Origin of the sequence: Pelagibius sp. (assembly GCF_965227505.1) — a bacterium.
Classification (GTDB): Bacteria; Pseudomonadota; Alphaproteobacteria; order Kiloniellales; family Kiloniellaceae; genus Pelagibius.
This window is the reverse complement of the sequence record NZ_OZ245757.1, coordinates 4204771-4226202: the sequence shown is the minus strand read 5'-3', so window position 1 is coordinate 4226202 and position 21432 is coordinate 4204771. Positions and strand designations below refer to the sequence as shown.

21 protein-coding genes and 1 tRNA gene are annotated in these 21432 nt (G+C 67.1%); 8 read left to right on the top strand and 14 right to left on the bottom strand.

Translation table 11 applies throughout. From position 1 onward, the window contains the following. Nucleotides 1-63: 63 nt before the first annotated feature. The 3 genes from ACO06P_RS19900 to ACO06P_RS19890 all read right to left on the bottom strand — a co-directional run bounded on the left by ACO06P_RS19900 (nucleotide 64) and on the right by ACO06P_RS19890 (nucleotide 1408). Nucleotides 64-139 (bottom strand) — tRNA-Glu (locus tag ACO06P_RS19900). 174 nt (nucleotides 140-313) lie between these two features. After that, complete coding sequence (locus tag ACO06P_RS19895) at nucleotides 314-991, bottom strand: NUDIX hydrolase (protein ID WP_420346964.1); 678 nt, start codon at nucleotides 989-991, stop codon at nucleotides 314-316. Between the two features lie 114 nt (nucleotides 992-1105). Next, the gene (locus ACO06P_RS19890) at nucleotides 1106-1408 is read right to left on the bottom strand and encodes a hypothetical protein (RefSeq protein ID WP_420346963.1); all 303 of its coding nucleotides are present in this window, start codon (nucleotides 1406-1408) and stop codon (nucleotides 1106-1108) included. A gap of 46 nt (nucleotides 1409-1454) precedes the next feature. Between ACO06P_RS19890 and ACO06P_RS19885 the strand changes: the two genes are divergently transcribed. Then, on the top strand, nucleotides 1455-2432 hold the full coding sequence (locus tag ACO06P_RS19885) for an RluA family pseudouridine synthase (protein WP_420346962.1): 978 nt from the start codon (nucleotides 1455-1457) through the stop codon (nucleotides 2430-2432). A 205-nt stretch (nucleotides 2433-2637) separates the two neighbouring features. Continuing rightward, nucleotides 2638-3522 carry an RNA polymerase sigma factor RpoH gene (gene rpoH / locus ACO06P_RS19880; protein ID WP_420346961.1) on the top strand — a complete coding sequence of 295 codons (885 nt, stop codon included), beginning with the start codon at nucleotides 2638-2640 and terminating at the stop codon, nucleotides 3520-3522. Nucleotides 3523-3535: 13 nt separating this feature from the next. Here rpoH and ACO06P_RS19875 read toward each other — a convergent pair whose 3' ends face one another. From ACO06P_RS19875 to ACO06P_RS19860, 4 genes are all read right to left on the bottom strand, one after another. Then, the gene (locus ACO06P_RS19875; protein WP_420346960.1) at nucleotides 3536-4120 is read right to left on the bottom strand and encodes a hypothetical protein; all 585 of its coding nucleotides are present in this window, start codon (nucleotides 4118-4120) and stop codon (nucleotides 3536-3538) included. An 11-nt stretch (nucleotides 4121-4131) separates the two neighbouring features. Then, the gene (locus ACO06P_RS19870; RefSeq protein ID WP_420346959.1) at nucleotides 4132-6183 is read right to left on the bottom strand and encodes a hypothetical protein; all 2052 of its coding nucleotides are present in this window, start codon (nucleotides 6181-6183) and stop codon (nucleotides 4132-4134) included. Between the two features lie 163 nt (nucleotides 6184-6346). After that, a complete protein-coding gene (locus ACO06P_RS19865) occupies nucleotides 6347-7639 on the bottom strand; it encodes an adenylosuccinate synthase (RefSeq protein WP_420346958.1) in 1293 nt (430 codons plus the stop codon). 26 nt (nucleotides 7640-7665) lie between these two features. After that, nucleotides 7666-8829 (bottom strand): ATP phosphoribosyltransferase regulatory subunit, encoded by a 1164-nt coding sequence (locus tag ACO06P_RS19860; protein WP_420346957.1) that lies wholly within the window; start codon nucleotides 8827-8829, stop codon nucleotides 7666-7668. A 272-nt stretch (nucleotides 8830-9101) separates the two neighbouring features. Here ACO06P_RS19860 and ACO06P_RS19855 point away from each other — a divergent pair, with 272 nt between their 5' ends. Beyond that, nucleotides 9102-9632, top strand: a complete 531-nt coding sequence (locus ACO06P_RS19855) for a paraquat-inducible protein A (protein WP_420346956.1) — start codon at nucleotides 9102-9104, stop codon at nucleotides 9630-9632. Nucleotides 9633-9842: 210 nt separating this feature from the next. Then, a complete protein-coding gene (gene xsc / locus ACO06P_RS19850; RefSeq protein ID WP_420346955.1) occupies nucleotides 9843-11618 on the top strand; it encodes a sulfoacetaldehyde acetyltransferase in 1776 nt (591 codons plus the stop codon). 13 nt (nucleotides 11619-11631) lie between these two features. Here xsc and ACO06P_RS19845 read toward each other — a convergent pair whose 3' ends face one another. The 3 genes from ACO06P_RS19845 to ACO06P_RS19835 form a co-directional block, all read right to left on the bottom strand. Next, complete coding sequence (locus ACO06P_RS19845) at nucleotides 11632-12546, bottom strand: FG-GAP repeat domain-containing protein (RefSeq protein WP_420346954.1); 915 nt, start codon at nucleotides 12544-12546, stop codon at nucleotides 11632-11634. Between the two features lie 7 nt (nucleotides 12547-12553). After that, nucleotides 12554-14131: a phosphoglycerate dehydrogenase gene (gene serA, locus ACO06P_RS19840; RefSeq protein WP_420346953.1), complete on the bottom strand. Its 1578-nt coding sequence runs from the start codon at nucleotides 14129-14131 to the stop codon at nucleotides 12554-12556. Nucleotides 14132-14209: 78 nt separating this feature from the next. After that, nucleotides 14210-15379 carry a phosphoserine transaminase gene (locus ACO06P_RS19835; RefSeq protein ID WP_420346952.1) on the bottom strand — a complete coding sequence of 390 codons (1170 nt, stop codon included), beginning with the start codon at nucleotides 15377-15379 and terminating at the stop codon, nucleotides 14210-14212. A 308-nt stretch (nucleotides 15380-15687) separates the two neighbouring features. On the opposite strand from ACO06P_RS19835, the gene ACO06P_RS19830 reads away from it, so the two are divergent. From ACO06P_RS19830 to ACO06P_RS19820, 3 genes are read left to right on the top strand one after another with little or no spacing between them, the layout of a single operon-like run. After that, a complete protein-coding gene (locus tag ACO06P_RS19830) occupies nucleotides 15688-16359 on the top strand; it encodes a hypothetical protein (RefSeq protein WP_420346951.1) in 672 nt (223 codons plus the stop codon). After that, complete coding sequence (locus ACO06P_RS19825; protein ID WP_420346950.1) at nucleotides 16356-17015, top strand: hypothetical protein; 660 nt, start codon at nucleotides 16356-16358, stop codon at nucleotides 17013-17015. Before ACO06P_RS19830 ends, ACO06P_RS19825 begins: the two co-directional genes overlap by 4 nt. Continuing rightward, the gene (locus ACO06P_RS19820) at nucleotides 17012-17710 is read left to right on the top strand and encodes a hypothetical protein (protein WP_420346949.1); all 699 of its coding nucleotides are present in this window, start codon (nucleotides 17012-17014) and stop codon (nucleotides 17708-17710) included. The genes ACO06P_RS19825 and ACO06P_RS19820 overlap by 4 nt, the downstream gene beginning before the upstream one ends. 3 nt (nucleotides 17711-17713) lie before the next feature. Here ACO06P_RS19820 and ACO06P_RS19815 read toward each other — a convergent pair whose 3' ends face one another. The 4 genes from ACO06P_RS19815 to ACO06P_RS19800 all read right to left on the bottom strand — a co-directional run bounded on the left by ACO06P_RS19815 (nucleotide 17714) and on the right by ACO06P_RS19800 (nucleotide 19789). Next, nucleotides 17714-18163, bottom strand: coding sequence for a MaoC family dehydratase (locus tag ACO06P_RS19815; protein WP_420346948.1), 450 nt, complete (start codon nucleotides 18161-18163; stop codon nucleotides 17714-17716). 89 nt (nucleotides 18164-18252) lie between these two features. Further along, nucleotides 18253-18741, bottom strand: coding sequence for a cupin domain-containing protein (locus ACO06P_RS19810; protein ID WP_420346947.1), 489 nt, complete (start codon nucleotides 18739-18741; stop codon nucleotides 18253-18255). Between the two features lie 40 nt (nucleotides 18742-18781). Further along, on the bottom strand, nucleotides 18782-19564 hold the full coding sequence (locus tag ACO06P_RS19805) for a PhzF family phenazine biosynthesis protein (protein WP_420346946.1): 783 nt from the start codon (nucleotides 19562-19564) through the stop codon (nucleotides 18782-18784). Between the two features lie 57 nt (nucleotides 19565-19621). After that, nucleotides 19622-19789 (bottom strand): DUF1127 domain-containing protein, encoded by a 168-nt coding sequence (locus ACO06P_RS19800; protein WP_420346945.1) that lies wholly within the window; start codon nucleotides 19787-19789, stop codon nucleotides 19622-19624. A 250-nt stretch (nucleotides 19790-20039) separates the two neighbouring features. Between ACO06P_RS19800 and ACO06P_RS19795 the strand changes: the two genes are divergently transcribed. Next, entirely contained in the window at nucleotides 20040-21428 is a 1389-nt protein-coding gene (locus tag ACO06P_RS19795) for a PLP-dependent aminotransferase family protein (RefSeq protein WP_420346944.1), read from the top strand. The last annotated feature ends 4 nt before the right edge of the window (nucleotides 21429-21432 follow it).

Genomic DNA, 21432 nt, shown 5'->3' with positions numbered 1-21432 from the left:
ACAGCGCGCCCGAGAGCGAAAAGACGGAGGCGTGAAAGCCGCTGCCGCGCCATCGCGCACTTTTGGCGTCCCCTAGGGGAGTCGAACCCCTGTTTCCGCCGTGAGAGGGCGGCGTCCTAGGCCACTAGACGAAGGGGACCAATGGCCGGAAGGGCGGTGGTGTAGCCCAAAGGCCGGCGCAAGGCAAGCCCCATAGCGGCTTCGGGCAGGGGGCTGGCGCGCGCCTTCTGGGGTCCTTCGAGCGTGCCGCGCGCCTCGGGTCCGGGGGCGCCTTCAGCAGGCTTTCTCAAAGGCGCCTTCGCACCCACCCGCCTCAATCGAAGTCGGCCGGCCAGTCCGGGTTGCGGGCATGGGCGAACATGCGTTTCAGCTGGCTCTCGGTCACCCGCCCGGTGGAAAGCTCCGGCAGGGCGTCTTCGGCGAAGAACGCAACTTCGGAGGTCTCGATGCTGGGACGGGGCGCCCCCTCCAGGATCTCGCAGAGGAAGAAGGCCTTGAAGGAATGAAAGGGGTGCGGGCGGGCGCCGTGCCTGCGCTGGTCGTAGAGCGCCAGCAGCTTGACCGCGCGGGCGCGAAAGCCCGCCTCCTCCCAGACCTCTTTCTCGATGCAGGCCGCGGCGGTCTCGCCGACGTCGGCCCAGCCGCCGGGCAGCGACCAGAGGCCGTCGCTGCGCTCGCGCACCAGCAGCATCTTGCCGTCGCGGAAAGCCGCGGCGCGCAGGTCGGTCTTGGGTGTCGCGTAGCCGACCTCCTGGCTGAAGAAGCGTTCCACCCGCTCGGCCGGGGTCGCACTGTGGTCGGCCATGATCTGGGCGGCGATGCGGCCGATCTCCTCATAGCGCTCGCGGTCGAAAACGTCGTCGCAGTAGTGCAGGCCGCTCTGGGAGAGCGCCTGCAGGCGCCGCGCCCAGACCAGCCATTGCGGCTCCTCCGACGCTGCGTCCGGCTGCCCCGTCACGGTGCCGCCATATGCCTTGGCGCCATCGTTCATGCTGCCGCTCCGTCTTTATTGGACCTAACTCCCGGACTGGGCCTAACTCCCGGACTGGGCCTGACTCCCGGACTGGGCCTGACTCCCGGACCGGGCCTAACTCCCGGACTGGGCCTACTGGGCACTGCCGGTCACCCCGCGCAGCCGGCCCAGCACCTCGCCGCTGGCCATGTCGACGACCACCACCTGCTGGCAGCCGCGCTCCGCGAGGCCGTCGAGGCGCAGGATCAGGCGCCCCTCCGCCACCTCGGTCCCGGCGATGCTGCAGCCCGGCGGCAGCGGCACCTCCACGACGCCGAAACCCTCCCCGGCATCGCCGCCGCCGGCCACCCGGGTCGCCAGGCCATAGGCCAGCAGCCCCATGCCGGCCAGAATCAGGACGGCCATGAGAATGACGACAATCTTCAGCGCTTGCATAGGCTGCAGCCTCAGGCTTATTGGGCGGACAGGAAAGCGAGGAAGCATGGCCGCCAAGACGGGTCAAGAGCGATATGAGGTGTGTGTCGGCAACGAACAGGCGGGCCGCAGGCTCGACAGGGTGCTGGCGGAGATGCTGCCGCAGCTTTCGCGCAGCCGCCTCAAGGCGCTCATCGAGGCGGGCCATGTGCGGCTTGGCGGCGCAGCGGTGACCGCCGCCGCCACCAAGGTACAGGCCGGCCAAAGTTTCGCCATCATTGTGCCCGAGACTGCGGAAACTCCACTTCTGGCCCAGTCCATCCCGCTGGACATCGTCTACGAGGACGCCGCGCTGATCGTGCTGAACAAACCCGCCGGCCTGGTGGTCCACCCCGCAGCGGGGAACCCGGACCGTACGCTGGTGAACGCCCTCATTGCCCACTGCGGCGCGGGGCTCACCGGGATCGGCGGCGAACGCCGGCCGGGCATCGTCCACCGCCTGGACAAGGGCACCTCCGGTCTGATGGTGGTGGCCAAGACCGAAGCGGCCCACCGCGGTCTGGTCGAGCAGTTCGCGGCCCGCAGCGTCGAGCGCCGCTATCACGGCCTCGTCTGGGGCCGGCCCCTGCCAAGCCGGGGGACCCTGACCGGCAACATCGGCCGCAGCCCGCGCAACCGTAAGAAAATGGCGGTGCTGAAGCGCGGCGGCCGTCCGGCGGAGACCGGCTACCAGGTCCTGAAATCCTACCGGGACGGCGCCGTCAGCCTGGTGGAATGCCGCCTGAAGACAGGCCGGACCCACCAGATCCGCGTTCATATGGCCGAGGCCGGCCACAGCCTGCTGGGCGACCCGCTCTACGGCCGGGGCGGGCCAAAGCGGGCCCGCGGACTGCCGGAGGACGCGCAGCGGGCCCTTTCAGGCCTCGGCCGCCAGGCCCTGCACGCCAAAACCCTGGGCTTTCACCACCCTGTGACCAAGGGTGTGTTGCAATTCGACAGCAAATTGCCAACTGATATGTGTGATTTGACTGGTTTTTTGGAATAGTTCCATGTATATATGATGATATTGGTCATATATTCACGCAGGAGCGGGGGAACCATGCTATACTCTGATGATCGTTCGGGACGCCCCAAGGCAGGGTATCCGAAGACGGGGTGCGGGCATGGATGTGCCCTTTCGCTCACTTCGCCACTCACTCAGGTTTAGTTTCATCCCTTGTTCGCGCTAGACGCGAGATCCGGAGCACGCCATGTCGACAGCTAAAGTCCCGGTCCTGGTCGCCGAAGGAAATCTGTCCGGCTACCTGCAGGAAATCCGCAAGTTTCCGATGCTGGAGCAGAACGAGGAGTTCATGCTGGCCAAGTCGTGGCGCGAGCGCGGCGACACCGAGGCGGCGCATCGGCTGGTGACCTCGCACCTGCGACTGGTGGCGAAGATCGCCATGGGCTACCGCGGCTACGGCCTGCCGCTGTCGGAGCTGATCTCCGAAGGCAATGTCGGCATGATGCAGGCGGTCAAGCGCTTCGATCCGGATCGCGGGTTCCGTCTGGCCACCTATGCCATGTGGTGGATCCGTGCGGCGATCCAGGAGTACATCCTTCACTCCTGGTCCCTGGTGAAGATGGGCACCACGGCGTCGCAGAAGAAGCTGTTCTTCAACCTGCGCAAGCTGAAAGGCCAGTTGAAGGCCATGGAGGAAGGCGACCTCCACCCGGAAAACGTCTCCAAGATCGCGGAGACCCTGGGCGTGCCGGAACAGGACGTGGTCTCCATGAACCGCCGTCTGGCGGCGCCCGACCACTCGCTGAACGCGCCGCTGCGCATCGACGGCGACGGCGAGTGGCAGGACTGGCTGGTCGACGATACCGAAGACCAGGAAAGCCAGCTGGCCGAATCTGAAGAGCTGGGCAAACGCCGCGCCCTTCTGAAGGCCGCCATGGCCAACCTCAACGACCGCGAACGCCGGATCCTGGAAGAACGCCGGCTGAAGGACAACCCCACCACCCTGGAGGATCTCTCCCAGGAATACGGGATCAGCCGGGAGCGGGTGCGCCAGATCGAGGTGCGCGCCTTCGAGAAACTTCAGCGGGCCATCCGCAACGCGGCGATCGAGGAGCGGCTGGCGATCAGCTGACCGTCCCGGGCCGTCAGCGCGGGAATGCGGGGTCGACGATCTCCGCTTCCGGTGCGTCCGACGGCTCGGTCGCCATCTCGGCCTCACCGGCTTCCGCCTCTCCGTCGAGCGGGATCAGCGCCATGCCGTCGGCCACGGCGTGGCCCCATTCGTCGATCAGGGTCTTCTGCTGACGCGCCAGGCTCTTGATCCGGCTCTCCGTCGTCATCTTGAAGTAGCTGCCGACCAAGGACGGCATGAAGGCGAAGATCACCCAGCCCACCATCGCCGCGCCGTAGGCGATGGCCCAGACGAAGACGTCCGTCAGCAGAAGCATCGCCGCGTCATGGCTCTGCCCGCGGGACCAGAGATCGATGATCGCGGGCAGGGTTCCGCTGAAGTTCAGCAGGCCGACCGTGATGGCCAGGTGCTTCTCGGCCGAGCGGTCGGTGATGTAGGCAACCCATGTCGGCGCCATCATGGTCGCGAAGACCAGCGTTGTCGGCAGCAAGAGGGCTGCGAAGGGAAACAGCAGGATGAGGACCAGGATCTTCACCCAGGGCTTCAGACCCACCCGCTGCGTCCGCACGACCTTGCGCGGTTTCGCTGCCTGCGCCATTGCCCCGCCCCCTAAAAGACCGACGCCAAGGTGATGCCGAGCACGGCCACGCCGGCGATCACCGAGGAGACGATGCTGGAGGTCTCGCGGGCGTGGCGCTTGATGATGGCCGGTGAGGTCATGCCGCCGCCGCGCAGCCAGTTCGCCTGCTCGACTAGGGCCGCGAACTCCGCCTTGGCATTCTCAAAGCCCTGCGCGTCGGCTTCGCGGCGCAGCTGGTCGTCGACCAGGCTCAGGAGCGTCGTCAGGTTGCCTTTGGCGGCCAGCTGCCGGGCCATTTCGATCATCTGCTCGCGCCGCGTACGGTTGTGGAATCCTTCGATGACCGGCTTCAGGAGGGATGCACACCAGGCGGCCAGATAGGGCGTCTGCATCGGGCCGACCGCCCTTTGAACGTCCGAGAGCAGGCGCAATACTCCCAGGTGGAACACCGCGGGTTCGTCCGTGGTCCCCAGCTCGCCGAGGGCCTGATCGATCGAGGACTTGATCTTGGCGGCAACGAATCCGGCGATGTGCGGATCGACAGGCGGGCGCTCCGTCCGGCCTTCACGGGCCACCCGCTCCAGCGCCGGCAGCAGGTCTTCCAGCTCGGCGACGTAGTCCTGCTTCAACAAGGGGCTCTGGCATGGCCAGTTGGGATTGCTGGAATAGAGCGCCCTTTCCGCGCCCTGGCCGATCCGCGGCTTGCCCAGGGTAAAGGCTGCGGTGTCGAAGGTCCGCCGCAGAACCGACAGCTCCGGGCGCATGGCCGGCTGGTTCTCGATCCAGGTTTGAGGCAGGCGCTGGGCGAAGATCTCGGCGAAGGTCTGGCGCTTTTCGTCGTTGTGATAGTTCACCGCAAAGGCCTGCGCCAGCCCGTCGATGCGCACGGAGATATCGCGGTAGCGCATCGGCGCAGACTCATCGAGAGCCATCAAGACCCGGGCCAACATGCGGTCCTCGCCGGCGACCCGCCCGCTGGTCGAGGCGAATGCGGCCTGGGTCGAATGGCGCACCGCTTCCGCGCGCGCATCGTCGCCCAGCGAACGGCGCACCCAGCTTTCCAGATCGTTCTTGCGGATCGCCATGAGCGCTTTCGGCCATGCCCGCCCCAGCGCATGAGACAGCGCCGGCGCGTTCATGTACTCCTTGTCGTCAAACGCGAAGGTCCGCGCCGCCTTTTGCGGCAGAAGCGCCTGCTTCGGGCTCAAGTGACGGCCATTCATCCACATGTTCAGATCTTCGTAGCGCCAGCGCTGCTCCGCATCGTCGCAGAGCAATCCGCGCAGAACCTCCACCATGGGCAGCGACAGCCGCGCATCGCGCACCAGCGCGGCATAGGAGCCCTTGGTGATCTTGGCTTCGACCACCTCGTCCTGGCTCAGGTCTGCGACCGGGTTGCCGCCGCACAGCAGCGTCAGGATGGTGACGCCCAAGGCGTAGAAATCGTCCGCGGGCTGGCCTGGGCCGCGTCCCTCCGGCATGGCCATCGACCCGTCGATGGGCTCGTAGTAGTAGGGCTGGTTGATTGCCGGCGGCCCGCTGAAGCACTCGCCGACGATGACGCTTTCACGGCTGGCGTCGGAGAAGAAGAGGTTGTCGGCACGGATCGAGCGGTGCGTGAGGATGCGGTCGCTCAACTCCTTGAAAAGCGGCATCAGGGGCTGCATCACGGTCCGGACGACGCGATCCTCGCGCCAGGGCTCGATGGTCGCATCGGCGGAGGGCAGCACCCGCTCGCCGCCGGGCTGTTCGAAAACGATGGCGAAGCGCCGCGCGCGGGCCGGCGGCCAGTCGACGACACCGCTGCGCAGCGGGATCGACATCGGCAGGCGGCGGAACCGCGCGAACTGGGCCAGCACATCCGTTCGGGCGGCCACGTCCTGACGGCAAATCAGCGCATAGAGCGATTTGGGCGCGCCCCTTTCGTCGGAAACGGCATAGGCCTTGAGCCCGGGCACGCCAAGCTCCGGAAGCGGCATGTCCGGCTTCAGGCGAAAGCGATCGCCCAGCATGACCGCGCTGCCGTCATAGGCGCCGTCATGCCGGTGACCCGACCCCTTTTCCTCCTCCTGAGCGCTCATAGCTGCCGTTAACCTTTTGGCGTTTGGAGATACGCCGTCTCAACCGGAATCCGGCCTCAAAGGTACGCGGCATAAGGCAAAGAGAACGTTAAGACCCCGGCGGCCGAGGGCCGCTCTGCCCCGCATTTCCGGCCCCGGGCGCGCCGTCGGCGCCTGTCTCCGGTCAATCGGCGAAGGGATCGCGGACCAGGATGGTGTCCTCGCGCTCCGGCGAGGTGGACAGCAGCGCGACGGGGATCTCGATCAGTTCCTCCAGGCGGCGGATGTACTTCACCGCCGCGGCGGGCAGATCGGCCCAGGAGCGGGCCCCCCGGGTGCTCTCGGCCCAACCGGGGATTGTCTCATAGACCGGGGTCACCCGGGCCTGGCGCGACTGCAGCGCCGGCAGGTAGCTGCGCTGCTCCCCGTCGATTTCGTAGCCGACGCAGACCTTCAGTTCCTCCATGCCGTCCAGCACGTCCAGCTTGGTCAGCGCGATGCCGGTGATCCCGCCGACCTTGGCGGCCTGGCGGACCATAACGGCGTCGAACCAGCCACAGCGACGCTTGCGACCGGTGACAACGCCGAACTCGTGGCCGCGCTCGCCCAAAAGCTCGCCGGTCTCGTCTTCCAGTTCCGTCGGGAAGGGCCCGGAGCCGACCCGTGTCGTATAGGCCTTGGTGATGCCCAACACGAAGTCGATGGCATCGGGACCGGTGCCGGAGCCGGCGGCCGCCTGCCCTGCCATGGTGTTGGACGAGGTCACGAAGGGATAGGTGCCGTGGTCGACATCCAGCATCGCGCCCTGCGCCCCTTCGAACAGGATCCGCTGGCCGGAGCGCTTGGCGGCGTCCAGCCGCTGCCACACCCGGTCGGCGAAGGGCAGAATGCGCGGGGCGAGAGCCAGCAGACCGTCGACCACTTCTTCGGCCGTGAACTCCGGCTGCCCGAGGCCACGCAGCAGCGCATTGTTGTGCAGCAGCAGGCCGTCCACGCGCTGGCGCAGCAGGTCGGGGTCGGCCAGGTCGCAGAAGCGCACCGCCCGGCGGCCGGCCTTGTCCTCATAGGCCGGGCCGATCCCCCGCCCCGTGGTGCCCAGCTTGCCCTCGCCGCGGGCCGCCTCGCGGGCGCGGTCAACGGCCCCGTGCATGGGCAGGATGAGGGCCGCACCCTCGGCGATCTTCAGGCGCTCCGGCGTCACCGCGACGCCCTGGGCGCGCAGCCTGTCGATCTCCTCCACCAGGGCCCAGGGGTCGATCACCACGCCATTGCCGATGATCGAAAGCTTGTTGGGCCGCACGACGCCGGAAGGCAGCAGGGACAGCTTGTAGACTTCGTTGCCCACCACCAGCGTATGGCCGGCATTGTGGCCGCCCTGGAAACGCACCACCACGTCGGCGCGCTCCGACAGCCAGTCCACAATCTTCCCCTTCCCTTCGTCGCCCCATTGGGAGCCGACGACGACGACATTCGCCATGGCTTCTCAGTCCTTTGGTTTGCTGCCTATTCGCTTGATGGTTCCAACGCGACGATCGCCTCGCCGCGCAGCAGATGGCTGCAGCCGAGCCGCCGGGCCTCGTCCTCAGCATCTGCCTCCCGCGAGAGGCCGGCCAAGGTCTCCCAGCCTTCGCTCCGCAGGTCCCGGGCCCTGGCGACGGGAGTGCCGAAGGGCAGGAAGATCCGCGGCGGAGGCTGCGGGCCCGGAACGGCCCTGAGCACGGTGTCCATAAACAGGGTGAAACCGGTCGCGGGCTCCTGCGCGCCGTCCGGCCCGGCCGCCTGATAGCGCCCGCCGCGGCCGAGTTCGCCGCGCACGCCCTTGGCGAAGAGAATGAAGCTGATGCCGGTCTGGTACTCGAAGCCGCGGTGCTCGACCGGATCGACCGTCACGCGGGCCTCCGGCGCGGTAGCCTGGATGAGAGAGAACACTGAATCGAGGCGCCTCACCTCTTCTGCCGCGGCAGGCGGCAGTTCAAGCGCCTTCAAGGCCGCCAGGGCAGTCTCCGCCGGACCGGCGGAGCGCAGCAGCGCGTGAAACAGTTCGGCCTGGGCGCCGGCCAGGGCGGTGACGGCGGCTGCGTCCTTGCGGTCCAGGGCCATGCGCAGATCGCGTACCTGGGCCTCCCCCAGCCCCAGTTCCGCGGCCAGCGAGCCGACCAGGGGCGGCAGGTTGAGGTCGACGGAAAGGCCCTGAACGCCGGCCGCGTCCAGCGCGTCGACGGCCAGCAGAATCACCTCGGCATCGCCGGCCTCCTCGGCCGCCCCGATCAGCTCGGCGCCGGCCTGGGCGAACTGGCGCTCCGGGCGCAACTGGCTGCCGCGCACCTGCAGGACCTGGCCGCCGTAGCAGAGCCGCAGGGGCCGCGGCGTATTCTTCAGGCGGGTCGCCGCGATGCGTGCCACCTGGGGGGTCATGTCGGCGCGCAGCCCCATCATGCGCTGGCTCACCGGGTCCATCAGGCGGAAGGTCTGACCGGCCAGGGCGGCGCCGGGGCCGTTCAGCAGCGCTTCCTCGAACTCCAGCAGCGGCGGCTTCACCCGGTCGTACCCCTGGGCGCGGAATGCGGCCACGAGGCGTTCGAGGACCTGGGACTCGTGGGCGGCAAGCGGTGCCAGCACGTCCTGGAGGCCGGCCGGCAGAAGGCCTTTGTCGGCTGTATCTGTCATGGCGTCAGGTCTTCGGGGAGCTGGGATCCGGATGCTGGGCGTCTATCCGGAAGCGGGCAGAGGCTTCGTCAGCCGGAGGCAGGCCCGCTTCCGCTCTCTGGTAACAGCCTGCGGCGCGGCGGGCAAACGGAAATCCGCCCACAGGCCCCGCAGCCGGGGCGCAGGGACAGGCGTAACGCCCTGAAATCGCGTGTTTTCACAGGCTGGCTGCCGGCCGCAGGGGCCGATAGACTGCGCGGGCTTCAGCGACAGCGAGGGATTCTGCCAAAATCGTGTTCAGGCGATTTCTCAAACCGGCCAGCCTGGCCGCCGCCAGCAGCGGTCTGGACCGCTACCTCGGGCTGCTCATTCTGGCCGCCGCCGCCGCGCTGCTGGCCGGCTGGCTGCTGCCGGTGATGACCGTGCGCACGCTGCTGGTCTTCTACGACGAGGTTTCCATCCTTACCGGCGCCTACCGGCTGCTCGAAGGCGGCGACTATCTGATCTTCCTGGTCATCGTCGTCTTCACCGTTGTCTTGCCGGTCGGCAAGCTGGTGCTGGCCTATCTCGCCTGGGCCTGGCTGCGGGTGGAGGACCCCCGTGTGCGGCGCACCCTCCGCGCGATCGAAGCGCTCGGGCGCTGGTCGATGCTGGATGTCTTCGTCGCCGCCATCCTGGTGGTGGTGATTAAGCTTTCGCTGATCTCAGACGTCGAGATCCATGCCGGCCTCTATGTGTTCATGGCTGCGGTGATCCTTTCCATGATTGCGGTGCGCCGCATTGCGGTCCTGGCCCACCGCCAATTGGAAGCGCCCGGCGGCTAGGGTAGCCAGCAGGCAAACAGTCCCGGCTTTGGGGCTCGCGCTGGCTCTATAGGGCCAGCGCATCTGGCTCTTGGGCCCAGACTGGCCGCTGTCGTATATCCTGCAGGTGCCCGAAAGGGCGAAAGTCTGCGGTTCTCAGTGGCTGAGACGGCCGCAGCCAGATGAGACCAGTTCAGGAAGAACCAACCCAGAAGCAAGGGGTGAGATGCGATGAAAATGACCACCGAAGAGGCCTTCGTAAAAGTCCTCCAGATGCACGGCATCGAGCATGGCTTCGGCATCATCGGCTCGGCCTTCATGCCGATCTCCGACCTCTTTCCCAAGGCCGGTATCACCTTCTGGGATGTGGCGCACGAGACCAACGGCGGGCTGATCTGCGACGGCTACACCCGCGCCACCGGCAAGATGGCCATGGCCATCGCCCAGAACGGCCCGGGCGTGACCGGCTTCGTCACGGCCATCAAGACCGCCTACTGGAACCACACGCCGATGCTGCTGGTCACGCCGCAGGCGGCCAACAAGACCATCGGTCAAGGGGGCTTCCAGGAAGTCGACCAGATGCCGATGTTCCGCGAGATGGTCTGCTACCAGGAAGAGGTGCGCGATGCTTCGCGCATCGCCGAGGTGCTGAACCGCGTGATCGAGAAGGCCTGGCGCGGCTCCGCCCCGGCACAGATCAACGTGCCGCGCGACTACTGGACGCAGGTCATCGACATCGAGCTGCCGCAGATCGTCCGCCTGGAGCGGCCCGCCGGCGGCACGCGCGCCATCGCCGAGGCGGCGCAACTGCTCTCAGAGGCGAAATTCCCGGTCATCCTGAACGGCGCCGGCGTGGTGCTGGCGGGCGCCATTCCCGCCTCGCAGGCGCTGGCTGAGCGCCTCGATGCGCCGGTCTGCTGCGGCTATCAGCACAACGACGCCTTCCCCGGCTCCCACCCGCTTTTCGCCGGTCCGCTGGGTTACAACGGCTCCAAGGCCGGCATGGAACTGATCGCCAAGGCCGACGTGGTGCTGGCCCTGGGCACCCGGCTCAATCCCTTCTCGACGCTGCCCGGCTACGGCATCGACTACTGGCCGAAAGAGGCCAAGATCATCCAGGTCGACATCAACGCCGACCGCATCGGCCTAACCAAGAAGGTGACCGTCGGCATCCAGGGCGACGCCAAACTGGTTGCCGAACAGCTGCTGGAACAGCTCAGCCCGGAGGCCGGCAACACCGACCGGGAGGCGCGCAAGGCAACCATCCACCAGACCAAGTCGGCCTGGCTGCAGGCGCTGTCCTCCATGGACCACGAGGACGACGACCCCGGCACCACCTGGAACGAGCGCGCCCGGACGCGCGATGCCGAGCGCATGTCGCCGCGCCAGGCCTGGCGGGCGATCCAGGCCGGCCTGCCGAAGGACGCCATCATCTCCTCCGACATCGGCAACAACTGCGCCATCGGCAATGCCTATCCGACATTCGAGCAGGGCCGCAAGTATCTGGCGCCGGGCCTCTTCGGCCCCTGCGGCTACGGCTTCCCCTCGATCATCGGCGCCAAGATCGGCTGCCCCGAGGTGCCGGTGGTCGGCTTCGCCGGCGACGGCGCCTTCGGCATCTCCATGAACGAGATGTCCTCCATCGGCCGCGAGGAGTGGCCGGCCATCACCATGGTGGTCTTCCGCAACTATCAGTGGGGCGCGGAGAAGCGCAACACGACGCTGTGGTACGATGACAACTTCGTCGGCACCGAACTCGACCCGCACCTGAGCTACGCCAAGGTCGCCGAAGGCTGCGGCCTGAAGGGCGTTACCGTAACGACGCAGCAGGAGCTGACCGAAGCGCTGGCGACGGCCTGCAAGGCGCAGGACGACGGTGTGACCACCTTCATCGAGGTGATCCTCAATCAGGAACTGGGCGAACCTTTCCGCCGCGACGCCATGAAGAAGCCGGTGGAGGTCGCCGGCATCAGCCGCGACGACATGCGCCCGCAGCAGCCGCTGTGATGGGGCGAAGCGCTTAGCGGTAGAGCCGCAGTTCGCGGCCGTCGCTCAAGGGGATCGCGACGCCGGCGAGGCCGTTGCCGTCCATGTCCTCGAGGCGGAAGTCGCCGACGATCTGCTCGTCCAGTTGGAGGGCGGCGCGCTCGCGCAGCGCGCCCCCGACGAAGCCCATGATGCGCAGCGCGCGGCGGCCGGCATCGGGCAGCAGGATCTCCGGTAGGCCGTCCTCGTCGGCATCGAGAACGGCGGAGAGACCGAGGGCGCGGGAGCCGATGAAGTGGTTGGAGAAGCCGTAGGCCTCCGCCTCCTGCACCAGCCTGTCCCCCTGCAATGAGAGGATGCGCAGCACGCCGCCGATGTGCGGCGTCTCGACATAGGCGACTTCCAAGACGCCGTCGCCGTCGAAGTCTGCCACGCCGACCGGGTTCAGCCAGCGATAGGTGGTGAGCCGCTCGGGGCCTTTCGCAACCAGGCGCAGTGCCCCATCGACGACGCCGTAGGCCGTCAGCATGCCGCCGCTTCCTTGCGAGGAGCGCACCACCAGGATCTCCTCCCGTCCGTCGCCGTCCAGATCGGCCAGCCTGGGCTGCAGGTCCTCGAAGACCTGGTTCTCCGGCAGGGTGAGGGTAAGGCTGGTACCGTCCGCGAGGCGCACCAGCAGGCCGCCGGCCTCAACACCGTCGCCGAGGACCGCATGGCCGTAGCGCTCCGTCGGCTCGGTCAGCCAGACCTCTGCGATCTCTCCCTGGCCGAGTGCCGGATGGCCGTCGGGCAGCGCGTTCTCCGGCCGCGACACGGCACGCAGGTCGACGGCGATCTCGCGCTCGGCCTCGGTGACCAGAGGGCGAAAGCCGAGAGCCTCCAGGCCCTCGGCCTGCGCCGGGCCGGCTGCCGCGAGGCCGCCTGCAAGCAGGAGAGCAGCTGCGCGCACGGGCGGGCTAGAACTGCAGCGCTTCGGCCTGCTTGGTGTGCGGCAGGGATCGCACCTTCTGCAGGATCGCCGCGTCGAGGGGCGCGTCCAGTTCCAGCAGCGCGATGGCGTCCTGGCCCTGGGCGGCGCGGCCCAGGTGGAAGCTGGCGATGTTCACCCCGGCATCGCCCAGCGTCGTACCCAGCGCACCGATGAAGCCCGGCTTGTCCTCGTTGGTGATGTAAAGCATGTGCGGAGTGATGGAGGCTTCCACGGCGATGCCCTTGATCTCGACGAGGCGCGGCTTGTCGCCGCCGAAGAGCGTGCCGGCGACGCAGCGCTCGCCGCGCTCGGTGGTGACCGTCAGGCGGATCAGCGTCTGGTAGTCGCAGTCGCGCTCGTGCTTCACCTCGGCCACGTCGATGTCGCGCTCGCGGGCCACGATGGGCGCGTTCACCATGTTCACATTGTCCAGCATCGGCCGCAGCATGCCGCAGAGCGCCACCTGGGTGAGCGGCCGGGTGTTGAGGTGCGCCACATGGCCTTCGTATTCGATGCGCGCGTCCTTCAGGCCGGTGCGGGTGAGCTGGCCGGCGAAGGAGCCGAGCTGTTCGGCGAGCTGCATGTAGGGACCCAGGCGCTTGGCCTCCTCCGCCGTCAGGGAGGGCATGTTGAGCGCGTTGGTGATGGCCCCCGTCAGCAGGTAGTCGGCCATCTGCTCGGCGACCTGCAGGGCCACCTTCTCCTGCGCCTCGGCCGTGGAGGCGCCGAGGTGCGGCGTCGCCACCACCTGGTCCATGCCGAAGAGGGGATTCTCCTTGGCCGGCTCCTCGGTGAAGACGTCCAGCGCCGCGCCGGCGACATGGCCTGATTCGATGGCGGCCTTCAGATCGGCTTCCACGACAAGGCCGCCGCGCGCGCAGTTGACGATGCGCACGCCGGGCTTGGTCTTGGCCAGCGCCGCCGCGTCGATGATGCCGCGGGTCTGATCGGTCATCGGCACGTGCAGGGTGATGATGTCGGCCCGCGCCAGAAGCGCGTCCAGCTCGACCTTTTCGATGTCCAGATCCTCGGCGCGGTCGGGCGAAAGGAAGGGATCGTAAGCGATGACCCGCATGCGCAGGCCCTGGGCGCGCTCAACGACGATGGAGCCGATGTTGCCGCAGCCGATCACACCCAGCACCTTGCCGGTCAGTTCGGTGCCCATGAAGCGCGACTTCTCCCACTTGCCGGCCTGGGTCGAGCGGTCGGCGGCGGGGATCTGGCGGGCGAGCGCGAACATCATCGCAATTGTATGCTCGGCCGTGGTGATGGAGTTGCCGTGCGGCGTGTTCATCACCACGATGCCGCGCCCGGTGGCGGCGGGAATGTCGACGTTGTCGACGCCGATGCCGGCACGGCCGACGACCTTCAGGTTGTCGGCGGTAGCGATGATCTCTTCAGTCACCTTGGTCGCGGAACGGATGGCAAGGCCGTCGTACTGGCCGATGACGGCCTTCAACTCCTCCGGCGTCATGCCAGTCTTCACGTCCACTTCGAGCCCGCGCTCGCGGAAGATCTCCGCCGCGCGCTCGCTCAGCTTGTCCGAAATCAAAACCTTGGGCATAGCGATGTCCCTTGTCCTCGGCGCCGCGGTTTCTGCGCGGGGCCGGATGATGTCTCTGAATGTGAGGCTGGATGCCGGTCAGGCCGCCGCTTTCTCCGATTTCACCAGGCCGTAGGCCCAGTCGAGCCAGGGCAGCAGCGCGGCCATGTCCGCGGACTCCACCGTGGAGCCGCCCCAGAGGCGCAGGCCCACCGGCGCGTCGCGGTAGCCGCCGATGTCGAAGGCGATGCCCTCGTCCTCCAGCAGCGCGGCGATGCGCTTGGCCGCGGCGGACTGGCCGTCGCCGTCCAGCGCCAGGAACCAGGGGTCGACGATCTTCAGGCAGATGGAGGTGGAGGAGCGGATCTCCGGCCGCGCCGCCAGGAAGTCGGCCCAATCGGAGCGGGCGACCCAGTCCTCGACCGCCTGCAGGTTGGCCTGGGAACGGGCGATGAGCGCCGGCAGGCCGCCGATCCCTTCGGCCCATTTCAGGCCGTCGAGGGCGTCTTCCACCGCCAGCATGGAGGGGGTGTTGATGGTCTCGCCCTTGAACACGCCTTCGATGAGCTTGCCGCCCTTGGTGAGGCGGAAGATCTTCGGCAAGGGGCGGTCCGGGGTGAAGCTTTCCAGCCGTTCGACGGCGCGGGGGCTGAGGGCCAGCATGCCATGCGCCGCCTCCCCGCCCAGCACCTTCTGCCAGGACCAGGTGATGACGTCGAGCTTGGCCGCCGGCAGCTCCATGGCAAAGGCCGCGGAGGTGGCGTCGCAGATGGTCAGCCCTTCGCGGTCGTCGGCGATCCAGGTGCCGTCGGGCACCTTCACGCCGGAGGTCGTGCCGTTCCAGGTAAAGACCACGTCGCGGTCGCGTCCCACCTGGCCGAGGTCCGGCAGTTCGCCGTAGGGCGCCTCCAGGATGCGCAGGTCGTTCAGCTTCAGCTGCTTCTGGGCGTCGGTCGCCCAGCCCTTGCCGAAGCTTTCCCAGGCCAGCAAGTCGACGCCGCGCGGGCCCAGCAGCGACCACATGGCCAGTTCCACCGCGCCGGTGTCGGAGGCCGGCACGATGCCCAGGCGGTAGTCCGCCGGCAGCCCCAGCAGCGCCTTGGAACGCTCGATCACCTCGGCCAGCTTGGCCTTGCCGACCTTGGCCCGGTGAGATCGGCCCAGGGACGCCTCGCTCAGACCGCTCAGGGACCAACCCGGGCGCTTTGCGCAGGGTCCCGAGGAAAAGCAAGGGTTCCCAGGCCGGAGGGCCGGGCGGGCGGCATTCATGAGGCTGCTCCTTAAACGCTTCGGGTGGCGCGGGACCGGACCGGTCCGCCGTCACCCCGGTTGACGGACCGGCGCCCCAGGGGCGGGGCGCCGAAAGAGGCGGGATACTAGCACCATGTTGCACTGCGTCAATTGTCCAAACGCCGCAAACCGGCGCCAAAGCGTCGCAGACGGCAAAGTTGACCAAGGGGTCAGGAAAGGCCAGGCCGCCGCGCCCGATGGTGGTCCTGCGCGACCGCCCCTTGGCATCTTCCGGCAGTCTGCGCGATACTCTTTCTCAACCCAGAGCTTAGCGACATGAGGCCGCTGTGAAGACGTTTTCCTGCCTGACTGTTGCCCTCGCACTATTTGTCACGCCGGCCCTCGCCGCCGGGGAAAAGGTGCTTGTAGAGATCAGCTACCTGCCTTTCGAGCAGCAGACCGACAGGCTCGCGACGGCCGAAAGCATCGCCGCGCAAGGCGCCGAAGCAAGGTTGGTCTATTCGAACCAGGCCCTACAAAAAGCCCTGCGCTTGCTCGATCAGGCGGGCACCGGCAGCTTCGAAGAGGACTTCGTGCGGGCGCGGATCGCTCTGCCGAACGGAGAGACAACCTACATCGACAAGTTCGGCGGAGTCAGAAGTTCGAAAGGCGACCTGACGCTCAGTCCGCATGCCACAAGCCAACTGGAAGACACGCTCAGGCGGATGATGACCGAGCACAATCACCAACAGGATCTGCGGGTGCAGTACCCCTGGGCGATTGAAGCTTCGAAGGATTTCGCTGCCAGGACGTCGGGCTGGCCCGAGTCGGACTTTGCCATCACCCTCCACCCGCAAGACAGCGGCAGTTTCAGCCTGCTGGTCGCGAGAATCGCTCACAAGAGCCGATGGAACGATCCATTCGATGAGCCCTTGATCGTGCCGTCCATCGGCCGGAACGAGCTTCACTTCAGCACAGAGACCAGAGACATCATCTACGTCCTCTGGACACAGCAATGATCCGCCTGCTTTCCGCCGTCGGCCTCGTTCTCACACTGCTGGCCGCCGGCGGCGAAGCCGTTGCAAACGATGAGGTCGAGGTTATCTATGTCGGCATCGGCTACGAAACACTTATCCCAATCACGCGGGACACCATCGAGCAGTCCGCACAGGTCGCGACGGAGGTTGCGGTCAGCGACCCGCGTCTTCGCGCCTTCAAGGCCTTGATCGAAACGGCTGAGCCAGGGTCATTCGACGACAACAGGATCCGGGCGCGTATCCGCTTCTTCGAAGGCTCGACGCTCTTTATGGACAACGACGGCGGCATCGCATGGCACAGGCACCGCGTCGTGCTCAGGCCGGCAGCATTGCAGCAGGTCGACAAGCTTTTGACGGCAATGGTGGGCTTGGCACTCATGGAACCAGCCTATGACTGGGTCACCGAAGCGGCGCGAACACACGTCCGTCAGAACGAAAGATGGCACAACGGTGCCTATAACGTGACCGTTCATTCCGGTCCGGACCCTGATGGGAGCATCGTTGTGGCAAAGGTTCTGCATCGGCTGGACACGACGAACGGGGCGCCGGACTACAGACTGGTGGAGCCGAGGTCCTACGAACTTCATTTCGATGCAGGAACCAGAGCGCTGCTTCGCAAGGTTCGTTACCAGCAATGAAGAATCCCTTCGCGGTCCTTCTCGCGGCCTTCCTCTTCCTATCGGCCAGCCCTGCAGTCGCCGACAGGATCGAAATCCACTACGTGACCATTGGCGCCGAAACCGAGGTGGCGATCACGCCCGAGACCATCGTCGATCTCGCCACGCATCACGAACGGCTCCAAGCAAGCAATCCTGACATGAGATATGTTTCGGACCTTCTGGCAGACGCCAAGGCTGGACCGCCCCTCGATTCCTCGCAGATCCGGGCACGGCTCGCCTATCCGAACGGCGATGTCATCTACGTCGACAACAGCGGCGGCATTCGTGCAAACGAAAGCGATCTCCGGCTTGACAGGCGCGCGCACCGTGTCCTCGGGCTCGCCCTTTCGCTGATCACGACACCAAGGCCAAGCACCATCGTTCCCTTTTGCATCAAGGATGACGATGCCGTCCAAAATGCACAGCGGAACTGGGCCGTGCAGGCAGTCCATGACTATGTCGGAAAAGCCCATGGCTGGGACAAGGCGGAGTACCGGATCGTCTTCATCGGAAAGATACTGGCGAACGGCTGCCTACTCCGCGTGAACGTCAACCACCGCGATGACGGCAAGCCAGCGATGGACGGGGTCCTCACGGCCGGCGGCGGCAAGTCGTTCCAGATGACCCTCGACCCGGACACCAGGGAGGTCCTGCGCACGCTTCACTATCAGTAACCCCTACCCTCCCTCGCGGGCCAGGATGTGGATGGCGGTGAAGGTCATCACCACCTCGCCGATCTGGTTGAAGACCTCGTAGTCCATGAGGAGCGTGCCGCGGTCGGGCTTGGACTTGGAGGGGCGTATCTCTTTCACCGTCGCGGTCACGCGCAACGTGTCCTCGGGGCGCACCGGGCGGACCCAACGCAGGGCGTCGAAACCGGGCGAGCCCATGGAGCAGGCGTTGATGACATTGGCCTGGTAGAACAGGCGGAACGCCAGGGACAGGGTCTGGAAGCCGGAGGCGATGAGGCCGTTGAAGGGCCCCTCCGCCGCCGCGCGCTTGTCGAGGTGGAAGGGCTGGGGGTCGTAGAGCAGGGCGAAGTCGAGGATCTGAGACTCGGTGATCGTGACGCCCTTGCTGTGAAACTGCTGGCCGGGCTCGAAGTCGTCGAAGTAAAGCGCTTGCACCGTGGTGCACCTCTCGAAACGTAGATTGATGTTGCGGCAGAAGGGGGGTCAGACGGCGGCCGAGCGGATGGCCAGCGTGGTCCGGGCGCTCACTCCCAGGGCTCCCCGTTCTTGTGGGTGAAGAGCCACTGGCCGTCGCGCCGCACCAGCGCCAGGTCGATGTCCGGGTAGTGCGCCTCGTCTTCGTCGGAGCGGCTGCCAACCTCGAGGTAGACCGCCCAGGCCTCGCTGCGGTTCACCAGGTGATGGCCGTCGGCCTTGCCGGCAGGAAAGCCCGCAACCATGCCGGCGCGCAGCACCTGCTCGCCGCCGTCGGTGATCAGGACCAGTTCGCCTTCCAGGACATAGACGAACTCGTCCTCCTTGCTGTGCCAGTGGCGCTGAGACGACAGCGCTCCCGGCGGCAGACGCACAAGGTTGACGCCGTAGTGGGTGAGCCCAAGGGGATCGCCCAGCGCCCGTTTCTCCCGCGCGCCGCAGGAGTCGCGGAAGGGCGCAGGATAGGAGGAGCCGAGGCGCGGCTCCAGACTGAAGGGATCAAGCGCCGGGGCGGCCGGCGCAGCGGTGTCTTTGCTCATGCCGCTGATCTCACCTGAAGACTGATTGCGGCAGAGCAGTCTACACCCGAATGCGCCCTTCGAGATAGAGGGCGGCCTGGCCGGTGAGCATGACGCGCTCGCCCCTGTGCTCGACCGTCAGACTCCCGCCGCGTGCGGAGATCTGCCGCGCTTCCATCACCGTCTTGCCCAGGCGCTCCGCCCAGTAGGGCGCCATGACGCAGTGGGCCGAGCCGGTCACCGGGTCTTCCGGAATGCCGGCGTGGGGCGCGAAGTAGCGGGAGACGAAGTCGCAGTCCTCGCCCGGCGCGGTGAGGATCAACCCCTTGACCGGCAGGTGCTTGATCCGCTCCAGGTGCGGTTCGGCCTCCCGAACTTCCTTCTCGCTGGCCAGCACCGCCATCATCTTCGCCGAGGCCAGAACCGCCTGCGGCCGGAAGCCCAGGATCTCGAAGACGGCATCCCGGTCGTTAAAGGGCTCCGGCGGCTGGGCCGGGAAATCCATGGTGAAGGCCTCGCCGCGTCGGCTCACCACGAGCGGACCGCTGGCGGTCTCGAAGAGCACTTTCTCGGTCTCCGGCTTCAGCAGTCTGGTGATGACGAAGGCCGAAGCCAGGGTTGCATGACCGCAGAGGGCGACCTCGAAGGCCGGGGTGAACCAGCGCAGATGGTAGCCGCGCCCGTTGGGCACGAAGAACGCGGTCTCGGAGAGACTGTTCTCAAGCGCGATTGCCTGCAGCATCTCGTCGGGCAACCAGTCCTCGAGCGGACAGACCGCCGCCGGGTTGCCGCCGAAAACCGCATCGCTGAAGGCATCGACCTGGTAGAGCGCGATCTCGGTCATACGCTTCGTCTCCTAAACTCTTGTCCTAAACCCTTGCACGAGTTCTTGCACGCGAGCTCACGGCCGCCAGAAAGGCTTGCCCGCCTCGCGGTGCACTTCGGCCCGGCCGATACCCATGTCCTTCAGCATCCGGTCGTCCATCTGCGCCAGATGGGCGCGGCCGGCGGCACGCTCCTGCCAGAGCGCCAGAACGTCCAGGGCACGGATCAGCCAGCTTCGCGCCACAACGCCAGATCCCGGACGCAACCTTGGGCCCGTCGCATGGCGCGGGCTGCCCTGCCGGCCCTGATGGTCCGGAGCGGGGCGGCCCAGCCGCTGGAGATCCGAAGCGGGGCGGCCCAGCCGCCCCGGGGGAACAGGAGGCTTCAAAATTGTATCCATCTCGCCCTCCAAAATCGCTAAATTGTCTCAATAAATATTCGATACAATGTATTTATTGTTGCCTTTCGATAGGGTCAATTGTATTATTGTCATCATGACAAAATGGACTCCCCAACTGGACAGCATCGAGGGCCCGCGCTATCTCGCCATCGCCGAGGCGCTGGCCCAGGACATTGCCGGGGGCCGGCTGAAGGCGGGCGACCGCCTGCCGACCCACCGCGATCTGGCCTGGAGCCTGGGGGTTACCGTCGGCACCGTCAGCCGCGCCTATGCTGAGGCGGAGCGCCGCGGCCTGACCAGCGGCGAGATCGGCCGCGGCACCTTCGTCAACGTGCCGGCGAGCAGCGAGAACCTGCACCGATGGCACGACCGGGCCCCGGGCACGATCTACATGCGCTCGGCGCCGCCCATGCCGGGGGCCGACGAGAGCATCATCGCCGAGGTGATGGCGCGCGTCGCCAGCGGGCCGCGCGCTATGGAGATGATGGCCTATCAGACACAGCGCGGTCTCATGGAACATCGGCAGGCCGGGGCTGCGTGGGTCAGCCGGTCGGGTTACACCGTGCGGGCCGAACAGATCACGGTCACTTCGGGCGCCCATCACGGCGTCATGGTCGCTCTCGCCGCGGTGACGCGGCCCGGCGACCATATCGTCTGCGATTCCCTGACCTATCCGGGCATCCGCAGCCTCGCCCGCCTGCTCGGCCTGCGTCTCGAGGGCCTGCGCCGCGATGCCGACGGTCCGCTGCCGGAGGCTTTCGAAGAGGCCTGCCGCACCCACGACACGAAGGCGCTTTTCGTCTGCACCAACCAGCACAATCCGACCAGCCTGACGATGCCGGACGACCGCCGCCGCGACCTCGCCGCGGTGGCGCGGCAGTTCGGCGTCGCGGTCGTCGAAGACGATACCTTCGGCCAGTTGGACGGCACGGAGCCGCTGCCGCTCTGCGCTCTCGTGCCGGAGTTGGGCTTCTACATCGTCGGCCTGTCCAAGACCGTCGCGCCGGGCCTGCGTATCGGTTACGTCGTGGCGCCGGAGAAAGCGCGCGAGCGCGTCGGCAGTGCGGTTCACAGCACCTGCTGGATGGCCTGCCCGCTGACCGGCGAGATCGCCGCCGAACTGATCCGCAGCGGGGCGGCCGCCGAAGTCGGTGCGGGCCGCAAGAACGAGGCCGTGGCGCGCAGCGCGATCGCCCGTGAGGTCCTGAAAGGCTGGGACGCCGACTGCGCGCCCGGCGCCAACTTCCTCTGGCTGCGGTTGCCCGAACCCTGGCGCTCCAGCGAGTTCGCCGAAGAGGCGGAGCGCCGCGGCGTCCTGGTCACCCCCAGCGATCCCTTCATGGTCGGGCGCCGCGAGAGCGCACCGGCGGTGCGGGTCTGCTTCGGCCCGCCGCGCGACCACGGCGAACTGCGCCGCGGCCTTGCCATCCTGGCCGAACAGCTTCAGGAAGGCCCCGGCTACGCCCTCAGCAACGTGGTCTAGCCCC

Coding starts and splice junctions, on each gene's coding strand:
- ACO06P_RS19865 (WP_420346958.1), bottom strand. CDS start 7,639: ATGGCGAATGTCGTCGTCGTCGGCTCCCAATGGGGCGACGAAGGGAAG.
- ACO06P_RS19820 (WP_420346949.1), top strand. CDS start 17,012: ATGAAGAATCCCTTCGCGGTCCTTCTCGCGGCCTTCCTCTTCCTATCG.
- xsc (WP_420346955.1), top strand. CDS start 9,843: ATGAAAATGACCACCGAAGAGGCCTTCGTAAAAGTCCTCCAGATGCAC.
- ACO06P_RS19795 (WP_420346944.1), top strand. CDS start 20,040: ATGACAAAATGGACTCCCCAACTGGACAGCATCGAGGGCCCGCGCTAT.
- ACO06P_RS19875 (WP_420346960.1), bottom strand. CDS start 4,120: ATGGCGCAGGCAGCGAAACCGCGCAAGGTCGTGCGGACGCAGCGGGTG.
- ACO06P_RS19885 (WP_420346962.1), top strand. CDS start 1,455: ATGGCCGCCAAGACGGGTCAAGAGCGATATGAGGTGTGTGTCGGCAAC.
- ACO06P_RS19810 (WP_420346947.1), bottom strand. CDS start 18,741: ATGAGCAAAGACACCGCTGCGCCGGCCGCCCCGGCGCTTGATCCCTTC.
- ACO06P_RS19870 (WP_420346959.1), bottom strand. CDS start 6,183: ATGAGCGCTCAGGAGGAGGAAAAGGGGTCGGGTCACCGGCATGACGGC.
- ACO06P_RS19860 (WP_420346957.1), bottom strand. CDS start 8,829: ATGACAGATACAGCCGACAAAGGCCTTCTGCCGGCCGGCCTCCAGGAC.
- ACO06P_RS19825 (WP_420346950.1), top strand. CDS start 16,356: ATGATCCGCCTGCTTTCCGCCGTCGGCCTCGTTCTCACACTGCTGGCC.
- ACO06P_RS19805 (WP_420346946.1), bottom strand. CDS start 19,564: ATGACCGAGATCGCGCTCTACCAGGTCGATGCCTTCAGCGATGCGGTT.
- serA (WP_420346953.1), bottom strand. CDS start 14,131: ATGCCCAAGGTTTTGATTTCGGACAAGCTGAGCGAGCGCGCGGCGGAG.
- ACO06P_RS19895 (WP_420346964.1), bottom strand. CDS start 991: ATGAACGATGGCGCCAAGGCATATGGCGGCACCGTGACGGGGCAGCCG.
- ACO06P_RS19890 (WP_420346963.1), bottom strand. CDS start 1,408: ATGCAAGCGCTGAAGATTGTCGTCATTCTCATGGCCGTCCTGATTCTG.
- rpoH (WP_420346961.1), top strand. CDS start 2,638: ATGTCGACAGCTAAAGTCCCGGTCCTGGTCGCCGAAGGAAATCTGTCC.
- ACO06P_RS19835 (WP_420346952.1), bottom strand. CDS start 15,379: ATGAATGCCGCCCGCCCGGCCCTCCGGCCTGGGAACCCTTGCTTTTCC.